16 protein-coding genes are annotated in these 18,201 nt (G+C 57.0%); 10 read left to right on the top strand and 6 right to left on the bottom strand.

Annotation, left to right across the window (positions count from 1 at the left end):
* Nucleotides 1–189: 189 nt before the first annotated feature.
* The 3 genes from POF45_RS04160 to POF45_RS04150 all read right to left on the bottom strand — a co-directional run bounded on the left by POF45_RS04160 (nucleotide 190) and on the right by POF45_RS04150 (nucleotide 4,051).
* The gene (locus POF45_RS04160; RefSeq protein ID WP_282315154.1) at nucleotides 190–978 is read right to left on the bottom strand and encodes a MipA/OmpV family protein; all 789 of its coding nucleotides are present in this window, start codon (nucleotides 976–978) and stop codon (nucleotides 190–192) included.
* A gap of 99 nt (nucleotides 979–1,077) precedes the next feature.
* Nucleotides 1,078–1,566 carry a GFA family protein gene (locus tag POF45_RS04155; protein WP_282315153.1) on the bottom strand — a complete coding sequence of 163 codons (489 nt, stop codon included), beginning with the start codon at nucleotides 1,564–1,566 and terminating at the stop codon, nucleotides 1,078–1,080.
* A gap of 673 nt (nucleotides 1,567–2,239) precedes the next feature.
* Nucleotides 2,240–4,051 carry a monovalent cation:proton antiporter-2 (CPA2) family protein gene (locus POF45_RS04150; RefSeq protein ID WP_282315152.1) on the bottom strand — a complete coding sequence of 604 codons (1,812 nt, stop codon included), beginning with the start codon at nucleotides 4,049–4,051 and terminating at the stop codon, nucleotides 2,240–2,242.
* A 359-nt stretch (nucleotides 4,052–4,410) separates the two neighbouring features.
* Between POF45_RS04150 and POF45_RS04145 the strand changes: the two genes are divergently transcribed.
* On the top strand, nucleotides 4,411–5,325 hold the full coding sequence (locus POF45_RS04145; RefSeq protein WP_259494663.1) for a LysR family transcriptional regulator: 915 nt from the start codon (nucleotides 4,411–4,413) through the stop codon (nucleotides 5,323–5,325).
* Here the strand turns inward: POF45_RS04145 and POF45_RS04140 are convergent.
* The 3 genes from POF45_RS04140 to POF45_RS04130 all read right to left on the bottom strand — a co-directional run bounded on the left by POF45_RS04140 (nucleotide 5,315) and on the right by POF45_RS04130 (nucleotide 8,301).
* Nucleotides 5,315–6,085: a substrate-binding domain-containing protein gene (locus POF45_RS04140; RefSeq protein ID WP_282315151.1), complete on the bottom strand. Its 771-nt coding sequence runs from the start codon at nucleotides 6,083–6,085 to the stop codon at nucleotides 5,315–5,317. The genes POF45_RS04145 and POF45_RS04140 overlap by 11 nt on opposite strands.
* A 14-nt stretch (nucleotides 6,086–6,099) precedes the next feature.
* On the bottom strand, nucleotides 6,100–7,404 hold the full coding sequence (locus POF45_RS04135) for an MFS transporter (RefSeq protein ID WP_282315150.1): 1,305 nt from the start codon (nucleotides 7,402–7,404) through the stop codon (nucleotides 6,100–6,102).
* A 291-nt stretch (nucleotides 7,405–7,695) separates the two neighbouring features.
* The gene (locus POF45_RS04130; protein WP_259494658.1) at nucleotides 7,696–8,301 is read right to left on the bottom strand and encodes a DJ-1/PfpI family protein; all 606 of its coding nucleotides are present in this window, start codon (nucleotides 8,299–8,301) and stop codon (nucleotides 7,696–7,698) included.
* A 146-nt stretch (nucleotides 8,302–8,447) separates the two neighbouring features.
* Between POF45_RS04130 and POF45_RS04125 the strand changes: the two genes are divergently transcribed.
* From POF45_RS04125 to POF45_RS04085, 9 genes are all read left to right on the top strand, one after another.
* Nucleotides 8,448–8,756, top strand: coding sequence for an RcnB family protein (locus POF45_RS04125; RefSeq protein WP_282315149.1), 309 nt, complete (start codon nucleotides 8,448–8,450; stop codon nucleotides 8,754–8,756).
* Between the two features lie 87 nt (nucleotides 8,757–8,843).
* A complete protein-coding gene (locus tag POF45_RS04120; RefSeq protein ID WP_259494655.1) occupies nucleotides 8,844–9,182 on the top strand; it encodes an FKBP-type peptidyl-prolyl cis-trans isomerase in 339 nt (112 codons plus the stop codon).
* A gap of 602 nt (nucleotides 9,183–9,784) precedes the next feature.
* Nucleotides 9,785–11,962 (top strand): type I secretion system permease/ATPase, encoded by a 2,178-nt coding sequence (locus POF45_RS04115; RefSeq protein ID WP_282315148.1) that lies wholly within the window; start codon nucleotides 9,785–9,787, stop codon nucleotides 11,960–11,962.
* Complete coding sequence (locus POF45_RS04110; RefSeq protein WP_282315147.1) at nucleotides 11,949–13,370, top strand: HlyD family type I secretion periplasmic adaptor subunit; 1,422 nt, start codon at nucleotides 11,949–11,951, stop codon at nucleotides 13,368–13,370. The genes POF45_RS04115 and POF45_RS04110 overlap by 14 nt, the downstream gene beginning before the upstream one ends.
* Before the next feature lie 34 nt (nucleotides 13,371–13,404).
* Nucleotides 13,405–14,022 (top strand): hypothetical protein, encoded by a 618-nt coding sequence (locus POF45_RS04105; RefSeq protein WP_282315146.1) that lies wholly within the window; start codon nucleotides 13,405–13,407, stop codon nucleotides 14,020–14,022.
* A gap of 149 nt (nucleotides 14,023–14,171) precedes the next feature.
* On the top strand, nucleotides 14,172–14,549 hold the full coding sequence (locus tag POF45_RS04100; protein ID WP_259494651.1) for a hypothetical protein: 378 nt from the start codon (nucleotides 14,172–14,174) through the stop codon (nucleotides 14,547–14,549).
* A gap of 97 nt (nucleotides 14,550–14,646) precedes the next feature.
* Complete coding sequence (locus tag POF45_RS04095) at nucleotides 14,647–15,063, top strand: hypothetical protein (protein WP_259494649.1); 417 nt, start codon at nucleotides 14,647–14,649, stop codon at nucleotides 15,061–15,063.
* A gap of 161 nt (nucleotides 15,064–15,224) precedes the next feature.
* The gene (locus POF45_RS04090; protein ID WP_282315145.1) at nucleotides 15,225–16,361 is read left to right on the top strand and encodes a hypothetical protein; all 1,137 of its coding nucleotides are present in this window, start codon (nucleotides 15,225–15,227) and stop codon (nucleotides 16,359–16,361) included.
* Nucleotides 16,362–16,383: 22 nt separating this feature from the next.
* Nucleotides 16,384–17,208, top strand: coding sequence for a hypothetical protein (locus POF45_RS04085; RefSeq protein ID WP_282315144.1), 825 nt, complete (start codon nucleotides 16,384–16,386; stop codon nucleotides 17,206–17,208).
* Nucleotides 17,209–18,201 lie beyond the last annotated feature (993 nt).

The raw sequence follows: 18,201 nt of genomic DNA, 5'->3' as shown, positions 1-18,201 counted from the left end.
TTTGTAGTGCACAGTGGATTTGTGTACGACACCGATCAAATGTGGAAGCGGGCTTGCCCGCGATGGGGCATTCAGTTGCACCACAAATCTTCCTCAGTGGATGTGTAGTGCACATTGAGTTTTTGCCTGGCACAGATCCAATGTGGGAGTGGGCTTGCCCGCGATGGGGCCATCAGCCACAACGCAGCACTAAAAACTGTACACCACCTCCCCAGCCAACGACCCCTGCAACCGCCGATCAACAATCGGGCTATCCGCCGCCTCTTTACCCAGATACTGCACCGCCATCACCGTCGACACACTCCACCGTGCATTGATCGGCACCGCCCAGGTCAGCTCCGCGCCGCGACTCACCAGCCCACCATGGGCGTCATAAGCCCGGAACTGGCTGCGCGACGCCTGTGCATCACTGACGCCATACCAGGTACGCATATAGTTGCGGTCGCCAAACTGACTGTTGAGGCTGCCCGTCACCGTGCCGTAGCGGCCTTCGTAGAACGGTGTGCTGATGCTCAGTTTCAAGCGGTTCCAGGACAAACCGGTGTCGTGATCGTCATTATCTTTTTCCATCGCATGCTGCAGGCTCGCACCGAGGATGATCGGTCCCATCTGATACGTGCCATCGAGCCCCAGCACCGGCCGCGGCTTGATCGAGCCCATGCCGTTGAGTTCATCCGAACCCTTGAAACCAGTCTTGCGGTCCTTGCGCACATCGCTGGCGCCGACGTACACGCTGAGGCCGAAATCGTCTTCATCGAACGCCCAGCCCAGGCCCTTTTCAGTGTCGAGGAATACGCCGTAAGGGCTGACGATCTCGCCGCCCACCAGCGGCACGACCGCGCGCTCGGTGCTGCCACTGTAACGGGACGCAGTCGCCACGCCGGCACGCAGGACGTAGCGCCAGTCCTCGGCGCGTAACGTGTTGGCCGGCAACAGCAGGCAAAGCGAAGTCAATGACACACAGCACGAACGAAGCATGGGGACACCCGAGGCAGTTGGATGCGCCATGCTAGGCGGCTGCCCGCGCACAATCTTTGGCAGCTTTGTCGGGAAACTGTCAAAGACTGTGAACGCTGCTCAGCGGGTCAGGCCCAGGCGCTCATGCCATTGGGCAATGGACTCTTCGGGGTAGACGTCGAACTGTTTGTCCTTGGGCTGTACCTGCACTTCGACCCACGGCGCTTTTGAACCCAGCATCAAATGAGTGTGTTCCGGCGGCACCGGCAGCGGGGTGTCGATGGCCGAGGCGAACGGGTGAATCAGTTCCGGCCACTCGGGGCTGAACAGCCATAATCCGGTGCCACACTGCGAACAGAAATGCCGTTCGGCGCTGCTGCTGTGAGCGCGTTTATCACCATCGTCCTTGAGCCGCGCATGGTAAATCGCGATGTGTTTGCGCCCGTGAACCTTGAGACTGGCGGCATCGCCCCCGAGGTTGATCGCATAGCCGCCACCGCCCTGGGTCTTGCGACAGATCGAGCAATAGCAGCGCTGATAAGGGCAGGGGTGAGCGCTGCTGAGGCTGAACGACACCGCGCCGCAATGACAGGAGCCTTCGAGTTGCATGACAGAACCTCCAGGGGAGTCAGGGGTGATGCAGACAGCCTAGACCCGACCGGGGATTTGAGGTGACCATGAGGCCGCCTTCGCAAGCAGGGGATCTATGGCGTACTCGAATCCCCTGTGGGAGCGGGCTTGCCCGCGAAGGCGGCCTCACAGTCACCCAAGGCTCAAACCTGCCTGATTCCTTTCCCAAGAGATCCATGGCATTCACCAGCCCCCCTGTGGGAGCGGGCTTGCCCGCGAAGGCGGCCTCATGGTCACCCAAGGCTCAAACCCTGCCTGATTCCTTTCCCAAGAGATCCATGGCATTCACCAGCCCCCCTGTGGGAGCGGGCTTGCCCGCGAAGGCGGCCTCACAGTCACCCAAGGCTCAAACCCTGCCTGATTCCTTTCCCAAGAGATCCATGGCATTCACCAGCCCCCCTGTGGGAGCAGGCTTGCCCGCGAAGGCGGCCTCATGGTCACCCAAGGCTCAAACCCTGCCTGATTCCTTTCCCAAGAGATCCATGGCATTCACCAGCCCCCCTGTGGGAGCGGGCTTGCCCGCGAAGGCGGCCTCATGGTCACCCAAGGCTCAAACCCTGCCTGATTCCTTTCCCAAGAGATCCATGGCATTCACCAGCCCCCCTGTGGGAGCAGGCTTGCCCGCGAAGGCGGCCTCATGGTCACCCAAGGCTCAAACCCTGCCCGATTCCTCTTCCTCCAACTGATCCGCCTCAAACAACCGAGCCAGTTCAGCCCTGGCTTCCTGAGCCGTTTGCAGCACTTTGGCCGCGTCATCATAAATAGCGTGCTGAGCCTCCAGCACCTGTTCGTCGTGATGCTTGAAGCGCTTGATCCGCGCATCGGCCTGAGCCTGGCTCAGCCCCAGCCCGATCAGGGTGCGTCGGCTCATTTCCAGGCTTGAATAATACGTCTCGCGCACCGCCTCGGCCCCCAGGTCCACCAGGCGATGGACGTGCTGGCGGTTACGCGCCCGGGCGATGATTTTCATGTGCGGGTACAGCTTGTGTACCAGCTCGGCGGTCTTGATATTGGTGTCCGGGTCATCGGTGGCGATCACGAAGTATTCGGCCTGCTCGACCTTGGCGGCGGCGAGGATTTCCGGGCGCATCGGGTCGCCGTAGAACACAGGCACGCCGCCAAAACTGCGGGACAACTCGATGGTTTCCACCGACGTATCGAGGGCGACGAACTTGATGTTCTGCGCACGCAGAATCCGCGCCACGATCTGCCCCATCCGGCCCATGCCGGCAATCACCACACGGGGCGCGTCGGTGTCGATTTCGCGGAATTTCTCCGGCACTTCCACCGGTTTGACTTTCGGGCTGACCAGCCGCGCGCACAACAGCAACAACAGCGGCGTTACCGCCATGGACAGGGTGATGGTCAGCACCAGCAAGTCGTACAGACGCGGCTCGAACAGCCCTTGGTCGCGACCGATCTTGAACACCACAAACGCAAACTCACCGCCCGCCGCCAGCACGATGCCCAGCCGTATTGCACTGACCCTGTTCAGGCCGCCGGCCAGACGCCCGACGACGAACAGCAACGGCAGCTTGATGGCGATCAGCAGCAGGGTCAGCCCCAGCACAGTGATTGGTGCGCTGAGCAACAGACTCAGGTTGGCGCCCATGCCGACGCTGATGAAAAACAGCCCCAGCAGCAAGCCTTTGAACGGTTCGATTTGCGCTTCGAGTTCGTGACGGTATTCGGAGTCGGCCAGCAGCAAGCCGGCGAGGAACGCGCCGAGGGCCATCGACACGCCCACCAGGTCCATCAGCCACGCGGTGCCAATCACCACCAGCAGCGCGGTGGCGGTGGACACTTCGGGCAGCCCCGTTCTGGCCACAATGCGAAACACCGGCCGCAACAGATACCGACCGCCAATCACCACCACGGCGATGCTGCCCAGCACCCGCAGGCCATGGTTCAAATCGTCGGCGGCGCTGGCGGTGTGATCGCCGCCGGCCAGCAGCGGCACCATGGCGATCAGCGGAATGGCGGCAATGTCCTGGAACAGCAGAATCGCGAACGCCAGCCGCCCGTGGGGGCTGGTCAGCTCCTTGCGCTCGGCCAGGCTTTGCAGGCCGAACGCGGTGGACGACAGCGCCAGCCCGAGGCCCAGCACAATGGCGCTGTTCAGCGCCTGGCCGAACACCGTCCACGCCAGCACGCCAATCACCGAACCGGTCAGCAGCACCTGCGCCAGGCCGACGCCAAACACGGCTTTGCGCATCACCCACAAGCGTCGCGGCGACAGTTCCAGGCCAATGATGAACAGCAGCAACACCACCCCCAGTTCGGAGATATGGCTGACGCTTTGCGGATTGCCGATCAGCCCCAGCACCGAGGGGCCGATGATCACCCCGGCAAACAGATAACCCAGCACCGCGCCCAATTGCAGGCGTTTGGCCAACGGCACGGTGAGCACCGCCGCGAGCAGAAACACGACAGCGGCTTGCAACAGGTTGCCTTCATGGGGCATGGCAAAACTCCAGAACTCGGTACGGCGGGGCGTCTAGGATAAGGGTTGATGCTTTGTGCGTCAGCCATGCAGGTGCAATGAAGTCGCCTGACACACCGTCATCGCGAGCAAGCTCGCTCCCACAGGGTTCTCGGACTGACCACAAAAGGGATGTGCAATGGAGGTCCCGTGTGGGAGCAAGCTCGCTCCCACAGGGTTCTCGGCCTGATCACAAAATGGCGGTGCGGTGAAGATCCAGTGTGGGAGCGAGCTTGCTCGCGATGACGGTGTATCAGGCAATGATGCTGTTACATTTTGCATCAATTAGCCTCACCCATAGGATAAGCTGATCAATCTGCCCGTTCCTGCGAGTGCGCATCATGGCCATCAACTTCGACCTCAACGACCTGCAAGCCTTCCGCGCCGTGGTGGAGCAGGGCAGTTTTCGCAAGGCCGCCGACACGGTGCGTATCTCCCAGCCGGCCCTGAGCCGACGTATCGAAAAACTCGAAGACGCCCTCGGTGTAAAGCTCTTCGAACGCACCACCCGCCGCGTCAGCCTGACCCAGGCCGGACGCGGTTTCATGCCCAGTGTCGAGCGCTTGCTGGACGATCTGGACGTGGCGCTGCTGGGCATCAGCGAAGTTGCCTCGACCCGGCTCGGTCACGTCACGGTCGCCTGTGTGCCGTCTGCGGCCTACTACTTCATGCCTCGGGTGGTCGCCCACTACCACCGCCAGTTTCCCCGGATCAAGGTCAAGGTGCTCGACTCCAGCGCCCACGACGTGCTCAGCGCGGTGGTCAATGGCGAGGCGGATTTCGGTTTGAGTTTCATGGGCACCCAGGAGGCCGAAGTCGAGTTCGAGCCGCTGGTGCAGGAAAGTTATGTGGTGGCCTGTCGCCGGGATCACCCGTTGGCCGGGCGCAGCAGTGTCAGTTGGGACGAGTTTTATCAGCAGGATTACATCTCGCTGGACAAGACCTCCGGCAACCGCTTCCTGCTGGATCAGGCACTGGCCGGCGTCGTGCCCAAGCGCCAGAGCATCTGCGAAACACGGCACGTGACGACGATGATCGGACTGGTGGAAGCGGGGCTTGGCGTGGCAGCAGTGCCGTTGATGGCGATGCCGGCAGAGGATCACCCGATTCTGACCCGGGTGCCGCTGACCGATCCGCAGGTGATGCGCAGCGTCGGGCTGATCAAGCGCCGGGGTCGCACATTGACCCCGGCGGCACTGGAACTGGAGCGGTTGGTGGTGGCGATGAGAGTCCAGCCACCGACCGTCAGCGACTGACCGGATCCAGGCCGGTGGCTTCGACCTCGGGCCGGGCGGCCGGGGAGGCCAGGTAATCCAGCAAGGCCCTGGCTTCGGCCGGGTGTTGCGCGCCCAACGGAATGCCGGCGGCAAAACGGGTGACCGATTGCAGCGACTCCGGGATCTTGCCGACGAACTTCACCCCCGGCACCGGCAGCAGTTCGCTGACCTGTTGAAAGCCCAGTTGATAGTCGCCGGTGGCAACCACCGAGCCCACCGGGATTTTCGGGATCATTGTCGACTTGGGCTTGAGCTGATCTTCGATGCCCAGGCGTTTGAACAGTTGCTTCTCGATGTACACACCGCTGGCGCTGTCGGAATAGGCCACCGATTTGGCGTCGAGCAGGGTCTTTTTCAGCGCCTGTTCAGAGCTGATGTCCGGCGTCGGCGCACCGTTGCGCACCACCAGGCCGATCCGCGAATCCGCCAGTTCCACCCGTGAAGCCGGGTCGACCTTGCCTTGCTTGATCAGCTCATCGAGGGCATAGCCGACCATGATCACCACGTCGGCTTTTTCACCACGCGCCAGGCGATTGGGGATCGCTTCCGGGGCCTTGCCCATGGACGGGCCGAGAATGGTGTCCAGGGTATTGCCGGTGGCGGCGGCAAATTTCGGGCCGAGGACTTTATAGGCAGCGGTGAAACCACCGGAGGTCATCACACGGATTTCCTCAGCCTGAGCGACAGTGCTCAGGCCGGCCACCAGGAGGAGGGCGGCAAGGTTGAATAGTTTTTTCATCGAAATCCCCCGGCTCACGCCGTCGCCGGTTGCAGGCGACCGGTCGAACGGCGATAGAGAAACAGCGTCGCGCACAGGGCGCAGAGCGCGGCAAAACTCATCCAGTAGCCCGGTGACGCCTTGTCGCCGGTGTACTGGATCAACAGCGTCGACATCGCCGGGGTGAACCCGCCGAACACGGCCGTGGCCAGGCTATAGGCGAGCGCAAACCCGGCCACTCGCACTTCCACCGGCATGATTTCGGTAAGCGCCGCCACCATCGCGCCGTTGTACAAGCCATAAATGAACGACAGCCACAGCAGCACCAACAGCATGTGCATGAAGCTCGGCGCATTCACCAGATACGTCAGCGCCGGGTACGTGGTAGACAGCGCCAGCAGCGCCATGGCGATCAGCAACGGGCGCCGGCCGATACGGTCCGACAATGCGCCGCCGACCGGCAGCCAGCAGAAGTTGGAAACGCCCACCAGCAACGTCACCAACAAGGCGTCGGCGGTGCTCAGGTGCAACACGGTTTTGCCGAAGGTCGGGGCGTAGACGGTGATCAGGTAAAACGCGGTGGTGGTCAGGGCGACCATCAACATCCCGGCCAGCACAATCTGCCAATTGTGCAGCAAAGTGCGGAACACTTCGCGCATGCCTGGGCGGTGTTTGCGGGCGGCGAACTCTTCGGTTTCTTCCAGGTTGCGCCGCAGCAGGAAGATGAACGGCACGATCATGCAGCCGACAAAAAACGGAATCCGCCAGCCCCAATCGGCAATCATCGTTGGCGCCATCCACTGGTTCAGTGCATACCCCAACGCGGCCGCAATGACGATCGCCACTTGCTGGCTGGCCGACTGCCAACTGGTGAAGAAACCCTTGTTGCCCGGCGTGGCGATCTCCGAGAGATACACCGAGACACCGCCCATTTCCGCGCCGGCCGAGAAGCCTTGCAGCAATCGACCGATCAGCACGATGGCGGGGGCGAACAGGCCAATGGTTTCATAACCGGGCACCAACACTATCAGGATCGTGCCGCTGGCCATGATCGACAGCGTGACGATCAGGCCTTTGCGCCGGCCCACGTCGTCGATGTACGCACCGAGCACCACGGCGCCCAGCGGACGCATGAGGAAGCCCGCGCCGAATACCGCGAAAGTCATCATCAGGGAGGCGAATTCGCTGGTGGCCGGGAAGAACACGGCAGCGATCTGTGTGGCGTAAAAGCCGAAAAGGAAAAAGTCGAACTGTTCGAGGAAGTTGCCCGAGGTGACCCGGAATATCGAACCGGCCGCCGAACGACGAGACGTCGTTGCCCGTTGGGTTGCTGCTGTCATTGACCTGTACTCCAGCGCTTTTATGACGTGCGCGACGAGTACGCGGCGCACGGTTCTTATTGGCGCGGATAGTGGAGCAGGGTCAGCGATATGATAAGTGCATTGTTGGCATGGATTGATGCGTGGGGTGGATCAATGGGTTGGCTGTAGAAGGTTATCGCCTGGGCCGACGCCTTCGCGAGCAGGCTCGCTCCCACATGGGATCTGGTGTGCACATCAATTTTGCGGACACATGAGGCCCCTGTGGGAGCGGGCTTGCCCGCGAAGAGGCCAGCAGCGGCACCGCAAGACTCAGAGACAAGCCTCGATATGCGCCATCCCCCGCGCCACATACTCATCCTTCTCAGCCACCGGCGCGAAGTAGTGCAGCACTTCGCGCGCCGTCTCCATACCCTTCAACCGCGCGAGCACCCAGGCCGACAAATACTGCGCCGAGAAACAGCCGCCCGCCGTGGCGATGTTGCCATTGGCATAAAACGCCTGGTTGATGATATTCGCCCCGGCAGCCTGCACCCAGGGCTTGCTGGTGGTGTCGGTGCAGGCCGGGGCATCGCCGAGCAGCCCGAGCCTGGCCAGCAAAAAGGTGCCGGAACACTGCGAGCCCAGCAGTTGCCGCGCCGGGTCGAACGTCAACTGCGCCATGATCGATGGATTGTCAGCCACTTCCCGTGTCTTCATGCCGCTGCCGAACAACACCGCATCCGCTTCACACGCCTGTTGCAAATCGATATGCGCATCAATGGTCAGCCCGTTCATTGACGTCACCCGAGGCGTCGGTGAAGCGATGCTCACCCGCCAGTCTTTGTCGCCGATCAGGGAAATCCGGCTGAGCATGCCGAAGGCGATCAATGAGTCCAGTTCGTTGAAACCGTCGAAGGTCAGAATGGCGATGTGCATGGCTAATCCCTTTATTTTTTTGCAGCCTACGCCGGGTGTGGCGACCGCGCCCCGTACAGTGCGATGCAGAATCATCGCTACAGTAAGGAATGATTCGCTGCGAGTGCAGTCGGAATTCAGGTACACGACATCACTGGAGGTTCACCTTGATCCGTAAAAGCCTTATCGCCAGCTTCGCCCTTGTTGCCGGCCTCGCCGCCATCAATCCCGTCGCCTTGGCGGACGATCCACCGCAGAAAACCGTGCAGCCCGGCGTCAACAATTCCCGCAGCCTGGTGGTCGGCGACCGCGCCCCCGACATGTATCAGCGCAGCGAAAAAGCCCTGAAGAACTGGAAAGCCAAAGGCCTGAAGACGCCCAGGGCCGATGCGCAGTGGGTACAGATCAATGACAAGTACATGCTGGTGAATATCAGCAACGGGGCGATTCTGGATGTGACGCCGGTAGAGCGCTGAGTCTTCGAGACGGTTGCCAATCACTCACAATTCTGGGAAAACGGCGCCCGTGAAGCCTGCGGGCCTGTAAACCTTTGAGTGAACGCTATGAATGATGAACTGCAAATAATCGACCTTGCACCCGGAGACGGCAAAGCGGCCGTCAAAGGCGCGCTGATCACCACTCACTATCGCGGCTGGCTGGAAGACGGCACCGAGTTCGATTCTTCCTGGAGCCGGGGCAAGCCGTTCCAGTGTGTGATCGGGACGGGGCGAGTGATCAAGGGTTGGGACCAGGGGATCATGGGCATGCAGGTCGGCGGCAAGCGCAAGCTGCTGGTGCCGGCGCATCTGGCCTATGGCGAACGGACGATGGGCGCGATTACGCCGAACTCGAATCTGATTTTCGAAATCGAGTTGCTGGAAGTTCTGACGCGCGATGATTGATTCGGCGTTTGGACGATCTTTGGATTTGGCAAATCAGGGGACGAACCTGTAGAGGGGCGCTCCCCATGTTCGTTGGCAGTTTCATTGAATGAGCTGAACCGTCGCTGAACGGAGTTTGAGTAGTTGTGTACCCGCCTGCGAGAAATTAACGGCTTTACTGTCAGGGCAATGCTTTCATTTATGTATTCACCCAGATGCCAGTACGGCAATTGTACCGGCGTTGTTACTAAATGGCGCAGTTCAATCCAGGCCCTATTAGCCCAGTCCGCAATGGTTGGTCCCGACTGAAGAGCCTGCTTTAACCGTGCCTTGTCACCGTGTTATTTCATTTCTGGTACATGTCCGGATGCTGACAAAGTTGGCTCCGGATGGCTGTAAGTTCGCTTTTCTGGCCGTAAAACAACTCTTTTGGGCGCCGGGAATAACTGCTAGCCTTTGATGGCCCTTTGATATTTCGCTTGGCTGATTATCCAGTTCTGAATGTGCTAAGTCGCGAGATGAGCGGCAATATATTTTTGAATAGTTTCGCCTGCTCAGGGTTGGCTCGGCGCGCTTGATAGGCACGAGATGCTTTCATCTTTTGTTATTGCCATTGAGTTGACATGCCTGACCCTGACGCAAGGACCAGCGTTTCGCCCGAAACGCCACAACACACGGTAAGTGAAGACAGCGGCATTGCCTCACTCGTGGTGATCGCACAGCTGTGCGGCGTCGCCGTCAGCGCCGACCGCCTCAAACACCTGTCAGGGCTATCGCGACCCATTGACGCCTTGACGCTGGTGCGTCTGGCACGGCAGGTCGCGCTCAAGGCCCGCTCGACCACCAGCCAGATCAGTCGTATTGCCCAGACGCCGCTCCCGGCGATTGCCGAACTTCGCGATGGACGTTTTGTGGTCCTGGCCAAGTGCGCGAACGACAATGTCTTGCTGCACGACGAAGTGCAGCAGCGAACGTTCCAGGTTTCGCTCATCGAGTTTGAACAGCTCTGGTCCGGTCGTTTAATCCTGATTACTTCGCGCGCCATCCTCGCCCAGGGCGGCGGCAAGTTTGATATGTCGTGGTTCATCCCCTCGATTGTCAAATACCGCCGACAATTTCTGGAAGTGTTGGCCGGTTCGTTTTTCCTGCAATTATTTGGCCTTGTATCGCCCTTGTTCATGCAGGTCGTGATCGACAAGGTACTGGTCCATAAATCAATGTCGACCCTGGATGTATTGGTGTTCGGCCTGATTACCATCTCCGTGTTCGAAGCGCTGTTGGGCGGATTGCGCACTTATGTGTTCAGCCATACCACCAACCGGGTCGATGTCGAGTTGGGGGCGTGTTTGTTCAACCACTTGCTGGGTTTACCGCTGGCGTATTTTCAGGCCCGGCGAGTGGGCGACAGCGTGGCGCGGGTCCGTGAACTGGAAAATATTCGCAACTTCCTCACCGGCAACGCGTTGACGGTGACCATGGATATGTTCTTCACCCTGGTGTTCTTCGCGGTGATGTTGACCTATTCGCCGTTGCTGACGGTGATCGTCTTCATCTCGTTGCCGTGTTACATCGCCTTGTCAGTCCTGGTGACGCCGGTGCTCAAGGCGCGACTCGATGAAAAATTCCGTCGCAGCTCGGAAAACCAGTCGTTCCTCGTGGAGTCGGTGACCGGCATCGAAACCATCAAGTCAATGGCGGTCGAACCCTTGATGCAGCGGCGCTGGGAAGAGCAACTGGCCGGTTACGTGTCCAGTGCGTTCAAAGCCTCCAGCCTGTCCAGTTCGGCCAATCAACTGGCGTCCCTGATCAGCAAACTGACCACCGCGGTGCTGCTGTGGTTCGGCGCCAGGCTGGTGATCGGCGGCGATCTCTCGGTGGGCGAACTGATTGCCTTCAATATGCTCTGCGGTCGGGTCAGCGGCCCGGTCTTGCGCCTGGCGCAACTGTGGCAGGACTTTCAGCAGGTACGGCTGTCGATGGACCGCCTGGGCGACATTCTCGACAACCGCGCCGAATCCGGCGTCGCTGCCGGGCAAGCGTCAATGCCGCCGGTCAAGGGTGAAGTGGTGTTCGATCGGGTGGTCTTTCGCTACCGCGCCGATGGCCCTGAGATTCTGCGCGGCCTGTCATTGACCGCCGCAGCCGGCGCCGTCATTGGCATCGTCGGCCCCTCAGGCTCTGGCAAAAGTACCCTGACCAAATTGATCCAGCGCCTCTATTCACCCGAGCGCGGACGGGTACTGATCGACGGCATGGATTTGTCGGTGCTCGATCCGGCGTCACTGCGCCGGCAGATCGGCGTGGTCCTGCAAGAGAACATGCTGTTCAAAGGCACGGTGCGCGACAACATCGCCTTTGCTTCGCCGGGCATGCACTTTGATCAGGTGGTCGAAGCAGCAGAACTGGCCGGTGCCCACGAGTTCATCCTGGAATTGCCGCAAGGTTACGACACCGAACTGGGGGAGCGCGGCAACGGTTTGTCTGGCGGGCAGCGGCAACGCATCGCCATTGCACGGGCACTGGTGACCAATCCGAAGATCCTGATCTTCGACGAAGCCACCTCCGCACTGGACGCCGAATCGGAATCGATCATTCACGGCAACATGCACCAGATCTGCAAGGACCGCACGGTGTTCATCATCGCCCACCGATTGTCAGCGGTCAGAATCGCCCAACGCATCATCACCGTCGAGAAAGGCGTCATCGTCGAAGAGGGCAGCCACGACGAACTGCTGCAGCAAGACGGGCGTTATGCCTCGCTGTGGCGTCATCAGACGGGGCATTTGCATGTCGCTGCTTGATCGATGGTTCCCACGGCTGCAGCACTACCGCGAGATTGGCCGCGCGGCCCTCGACGCCGAAAAAGCCCAGGGCACTCCTGTGCAACGCCAGCGTGACGAGGTCGAGTTTTTACCGGCGGCGCTGGAAGTGCTGGAAACACCCGTGTCCCCGGTCGGGCGTAGCCTGATGTGGGCGCTGATGCTGCTGTTCGCGATTGCGCTGGTGTGGTCGACCATCGGCAAACTGGACGTGGTCGCGGTGGCCGAGGGCAAGGTCGTCCCCAATGGCAAAAGCAAAACGATCCAGCCGCTGGAGGCCGGCATCGTCAAGGCGATCCTGGTCGACAACGGCCAGCACGTGACCCAAGACCAGGCTTTGATCGAACTGGACCCAACCGAAGCCGCGGCGGATGTCGGTAAATCGAGGACGGCGCGGGTCGACGCCATGTTGACCATCAACCGCGCCCAGGCTTTGCTCGATGCACAGACCGGCAATCGGGCACCGACCGTACCAGCGGTCCCGGACGCCACGCCGGATCGGCAGAGAGATACCCAACGCTTCGCCGAAAGCGCCTTCTACGAACACCGCAGCAAAGTCACCGGCCTGCGTTCGCAGTTGCAAAAACGCCTGCAGGAACTGCAAACCACCCAGCACAAAATCAGCAGCCTGCAGCAAACCTTGCCAATGACGCGCGCTGAAGAAGACGACTACCAGACCTTGCTCCAGCAAAGTTACGTACCGCGCCACGCCTACCTGGAAAAGGTCCAGGCGCGCATCCAGCAGGAACAGGAACTGGCCGGGCAGCAGAGTTACGCCAAAGAACTGCAAGCCACGATCCAGGAACAGCGCGACGACATTGACACCGCCATCGCGCAGTTTCGCCGCGAACAACTCGACGCCCTCAATCAGGCGCAGCAGCAACTGACCCAGGACCAGGGCGACGAAACCAAGTCCCGACAACGCCAATCGCAAACCCATTTGACCGCCCCGGTGGCTGGCACCGTGCAGGAACTGGCCGTGCACACGGTGGGTGGCGTCGTCACCCCGGCGCAAGCCCTGCTGGTGATTGTGCCGGACGACGCCGGGCTGGAAATCGAAGCGCAGATTCTCAACCGCGATATCGGCTTTGTTCGTCCGGGGCAGGACGCCGAAATCAAGCTGGATGCCTTTCCGTATACCCACTACGGGACGATTGCCGGCAAGGTCATGTCGATTTCCCAGGACGCGGTCAAGGACGACAAGTTGGGGTTGGTTTATCCGGTACGGATACAACTGGGCGCACATTTGATTGTGGCGGATGGCAAAAGTATTCAGCTGGAACCGGGGATGTCGAGTTCGGTGGAGATCAAGACCGAGCAACGGCGGATTATTGAGTATTTGTTGACGCCGTTGTTGAAGTATCAGAGTGAGGCGTTGAGGGAGCGGTGAAATATATGACCAAGTTGGGGATGAGGGGAGCGTTATGACGGCTAAAGAGAAGATGTCCTGGTTCACCGCGTTTTATCAGATGTGGGGCGGGAAAGCCGTTGGGCTTGGGAAAAATCATCGAGCGAAATCGGTATGGATGATAGCAGCGGTAATTTTATCCATTTTGGGTCCCCTATTTCAGATTATGCATAGCCAAAACTACTCAGGTGCCTTGCCGCCTGAGGCGCCTATGATAAAAACGACAGGCACATTCATTCGTTATATCGGGCATGCGGGTCTGAAAGAAGTGCCCTATATCGTGTTTACTACCGACAGTGGTATCACTTACCGCACTGAAGATATCGTCGCTCCTGGGGCGCTGTCCGACTTGGGCGATAAAAAGCCGCCCGTAAAAGTGTATGCCGAAGGCTTTCTTCTTAATAACGGGGCAGGCTCATTTTACCCGCTCTATTTGGCCACTCTGAGTGGAGTGCCTTTAGCCTCATCAGATAAGTTGATGGCTCAGCTTTTGATCGGTAGAGATCCATTTTATTATAAAAAAATGGAGTTTATTTTGTTGATGGTTGTTATTTCTTGGGCAGGGGCTGCTTATTATGCTTGTCAACTAAGGAGTCTGGGTTTGGAGAAAAATAGAAGGGGCGGTTGCGATTGATTTTTGCACAATTTAGTTGCGGGTCGTTTTTTGTTTGACTGCACAAGGTGGGTGATTTATAGCGCATCAAGCGCGCGTAGCATGGGTTTATAAAATGGGTGTTATATGTTTTTCACGCCGCTTAAGTAGTGTGCGTGCAGGGGGTTATCATGTCTGAAATAACAACGCTCGATGCTCTTACTAAACTCATCGTTGGTCAAATGATTGGCGGAGCTGCATCAAGTGCGGACGCCGCCAATGAAATAATAGCCAGAACGGATACTGAGGAAACCGACTTTGGAAAAATCACCGATAGCATAGTTGCAAGTTCTGATTTGGCGGGCATCGCTGCCGGTAATATTCAAATATTTCAGCAGTTTTGTCTGCGTCGAGTGAAGCGGGAGCTTTGGCTGCGAGACTTGCGACTAGGGCTGGAGCTATTGGAGTGGTCGCGAACATCCTGGCAATGGGTGACACTGCCCTGGAGCAAGGGTATGACAAAACCAAAACGGGTACCATTGTCAGTACCGTTGGAGGTGTATTGCTGACTGCTGGAACGGTGGCTCTTGCACCAGAGGCAGTCATAGCATTGGGGTTTTTATTTGCTCGCGATGAGCAAGGATTTACATATTAAGGAGCGCTGAAATGTCTTTTGTTTACGAACAGATTGGTATGGATGAAGCAGAAAATAAAATCCGCTGGAAAACACATCCGGAATATCAAAACCTATGGAAGGCTCATCCGGATTTTTGGGTGATAGATCGTGGTCTTGATGTTTTTATTTGGCGTGTTCAAGGACGTATGCCTGAATCACCTAATGAGATTTTCGGGTTGTACTGGAAAGAAAATGGGGACAGTAGGATAGAGGTAATCAGGACGCTAAAGGTAAGCCCTGGTACAGATGAAAAATTATGCAATGTTTTTTTTGACGTTATACGAATCAAACTTCCCGCGTCACTCGAGTTGGAGCGGGGACAGATTGAGAATGCTCTTAAAGGTGCTTTAGAGAATTTTGCAAGGCACGACAGTGGTATAGGGAGTGTTCGGGTATCTATTCGCTAATTAATCAGCTAATTGGTTTGTTGGTGTTTATTTTACTAAGAAATAGAGAAAATTTGTTTTTTTAATTTGTGCCAAAAAAATAAACATGTCCCTTTTTTCGCTTTTTGATTCGGGTAGAGCATGCGTTTAGTCGAGCGTGTACATTAAAGTGGTGGGTTATTATGAAATGCTACTCAACAGTTTTCGCGCTGACAATTTTTGGAATTGTTGGTATGTGCAATCATGCAAGTGCTGCGCCGGGTGAAAGCTCCAGTGTTTTAGCGAGTGTGGTAGTACCAACACCAACGTTTCAAAAAACTATTAGTTTTGGCGATTTTTTTAGTAGGCCATTTGTTGAAGAGATAGTCTACAGCCCTGATGGTCGTTATCTTGCGATAGTGTACCACAGCGCTTATATGCAGTCGGATATTGTTATTTGGGATTTGCAGTTGGATAAAAAGCAGTCGCACATTCATTGTCCGTTTGATTACGGCAATATGTCGGATGTCCACCTGTTGTGGAGCCGTGACGGGAAAGTCATTTCATTCGGCGCAAAACGGCAGTGGGATCCTTTGACGGGCGCCTCCTTACCGGACAACCCGGCCATCGGCCGATCGGCTCGATTGAATAAAGATGGCAGCAAGATGCTGACCATTATCGGGGCAATTGGTGAACCCTCTTACATTTACATCTATGACACGAAAAGTTGGGCGCTACAAAAGCTCTATGTTGATGGGCTTGCTGTTAAAAAGGCGGCATGGACGTCTGAAGACAAGATCATGGTAGGTGTCTCGGGTACCATACAAACATTAAACAAAAATATCGATGGAAGGTCACTCGTTCGGCCCGACGTAGGGCTGAGGTTACTTGATCCCTCCGGGAAAACACCAACGAAAGCCGTTTGGTTTCCCGCTGTGCCCGATGATCGGCCGCGCTACTTTCCGTGGAAACAAGCAGTTGATGTGGATTTAACAGTGACCAATTTTGCTGGCAACCAGATTGCACTTGGAATAGGTCGAATTATTAATGGCAAAACCCTGGATATTCTTACCTATTATTCTTTAGAGGATATTGAAAGCGACAAGGTATCGCCGGGATTAGGTGGAATGGTTTTTAGCCTGGACGGTAGATACCTCTTCATCAAAGGCGGCGCTTGGTTTGATGGCCGAAAACCTGTCGTGAATTCAGTTATTGACACTAGTAACGGGAAGCAGGTTGCTCAATTTGGTGGTGGCGACAGAGGCATCGCGATAAGTCCAAACGGAAAGCAGTTGGCCATCGGCAATGTTCATTCGGTCCAGATTTTCAACATTCAATAATTAAAATTTTTAGGGGTACGCCATGAGCCAAACTGCACCATCAGCCACTCTGAATGATCTTGCCACTGCTGCCGTAGCCGCATACGGTGGCCCAGGCGCACCCGTCATGGGCAGTGATTGGGTACCTATTGATGCCGCACCCGCTGGCACTGACCTCGCCAGACATATGGACGTATATGGTTTTTCCGGCCAAACTTATGTCAATAGCCAAACTGGTGAGGTCATCATTGCTGATCGTGGCACCATCGGTAATGTACAAAATCTTATCTCTGATACCAATATTGCTCTAGCAGTAGGATATGGTGCGCAACGGGTCGCTAATGATTACGCCGTGGCGGCATTGGCAGCGGCACAAGATCAACTGAAAGGGCTCGGGATTAGCGTCAGTGCTGTCTATACAACAGGCCACTCTTTGGGCGGGGCAGAGTCTCAAGAGCAAGCCGCAACCCTAAGTACCATTGTTGATCAGAGGGGCGTACTGTTACTTCCCTCTGGTATCAAAATCACAAACGTCTCCTTCGATGCTCCAGGAATTGCCGGGCTATCAACTACCGGCGATAGCAGTAAGTACACGAGTTACGATTTCTCAGCTCAGGGTGATTTGGTGAACCTGGCTGGCAGTAGTAATTTGGCGGGCACAACCGATATCTCCTTGGCGGTTGGGCCACCTTTATGGGCAACTGGAGGTGTTATTGGATTAGGCGCCGCGATGCAAGATATACCTGGCCTGGGTACTGCTCTTGGTGCCGCGCTTATCGCCGACGGCTTGTCTCATGCCCTGGATGCGCACTCCAGTGTTCTTCTGGCAGATGGCTTGTCGGGAACCGCTCTGGGCATATGCAGCTGATCCAAATGAGCAGCATGTCTGCCACACAGATGCAAAATGCATTCGGTGTAACTCAAGATCAGTTTCACGCGATGACCTTGTCGCAACAAACCGAGCTGATTGGTGCGCCGCCATCAATTACTTCGAACACTCCGGTGTACGACGCTGCGGGTTATGACCAGAATGGGTATAACGCAAGCGGTTACAGCATTTATGGTATCAATCAATACGGCGACGTTGATCCATCAATTGCCGACCAAGGAGGGAAAACGAACACCGATACGATGAGCGATGGTTCCAGGGTAACAGTTGTTATTGCCAAGGATGGATCATCAACAGAAACTTTGAATAATGCGGATGGAATGGTTTATATCTACAACAGCGACGCATCAGGAGATATTATAAGAACGACGACGCAAAGTTCGGACGGAACTATACTTGCACAATCTATTGATCCGTCCACAGGGATTGTCACGCAAAACGTCACGACTGGAAGCGGGGTGGTCGAAGAAAAAGCTACAATTCAAAAAAGTCAAGATGGCAGTGCGAGCGCGATATCAACGATCTATAACAGCTGGGGACAACAGGAGATTACCGAGTCGGATCGGAAAACTAGCGACGGCAGTAGTACACGGACTGAGATCAATTACAGTGACAATGCAGTGCAGGGACACGTCGTTATCTATAATAGTGCGACAGATAAAGCCACGAGTGTCTCAGTGACGGGTACTGGTAATACAGTTGATTTAAATGGTGCCACCATCACTCTGTCGGCTGGCGCACAGGCAACAATCAGCGGCTCCAACAATAACAGCACGGGCGACACCAACTCCTCAGTCAATCTCACAAGTGGATCGAGCTGGGACGTCGTGACGATGATGAAAAGTGGCGAAGTCGTCCTCGCTAGCGCAGACGACGACATAACCGTTCACGCCAGCAACAGCTATGTATCAATGGGCGTAGAAGATCGCGTTGCGATCGATGGCAGCACTACCAACGTTACTGGCGGCATCG

The sequence above is a fragment of the Pseudomonas fungipugnans genome (genome assembly GCF_029955235.1).
Taxonomy (GTDB): Bacteria; Pseudomonadota; Gammaproteobacteria; order Pseudomonadales; family Pseudomonadaceae; genus Aquipseudomonas; species Aquipseudomonas fungipugnans.
This window is presented reverse-complemented; position numbering and strand designations above follow the sequence as displayed.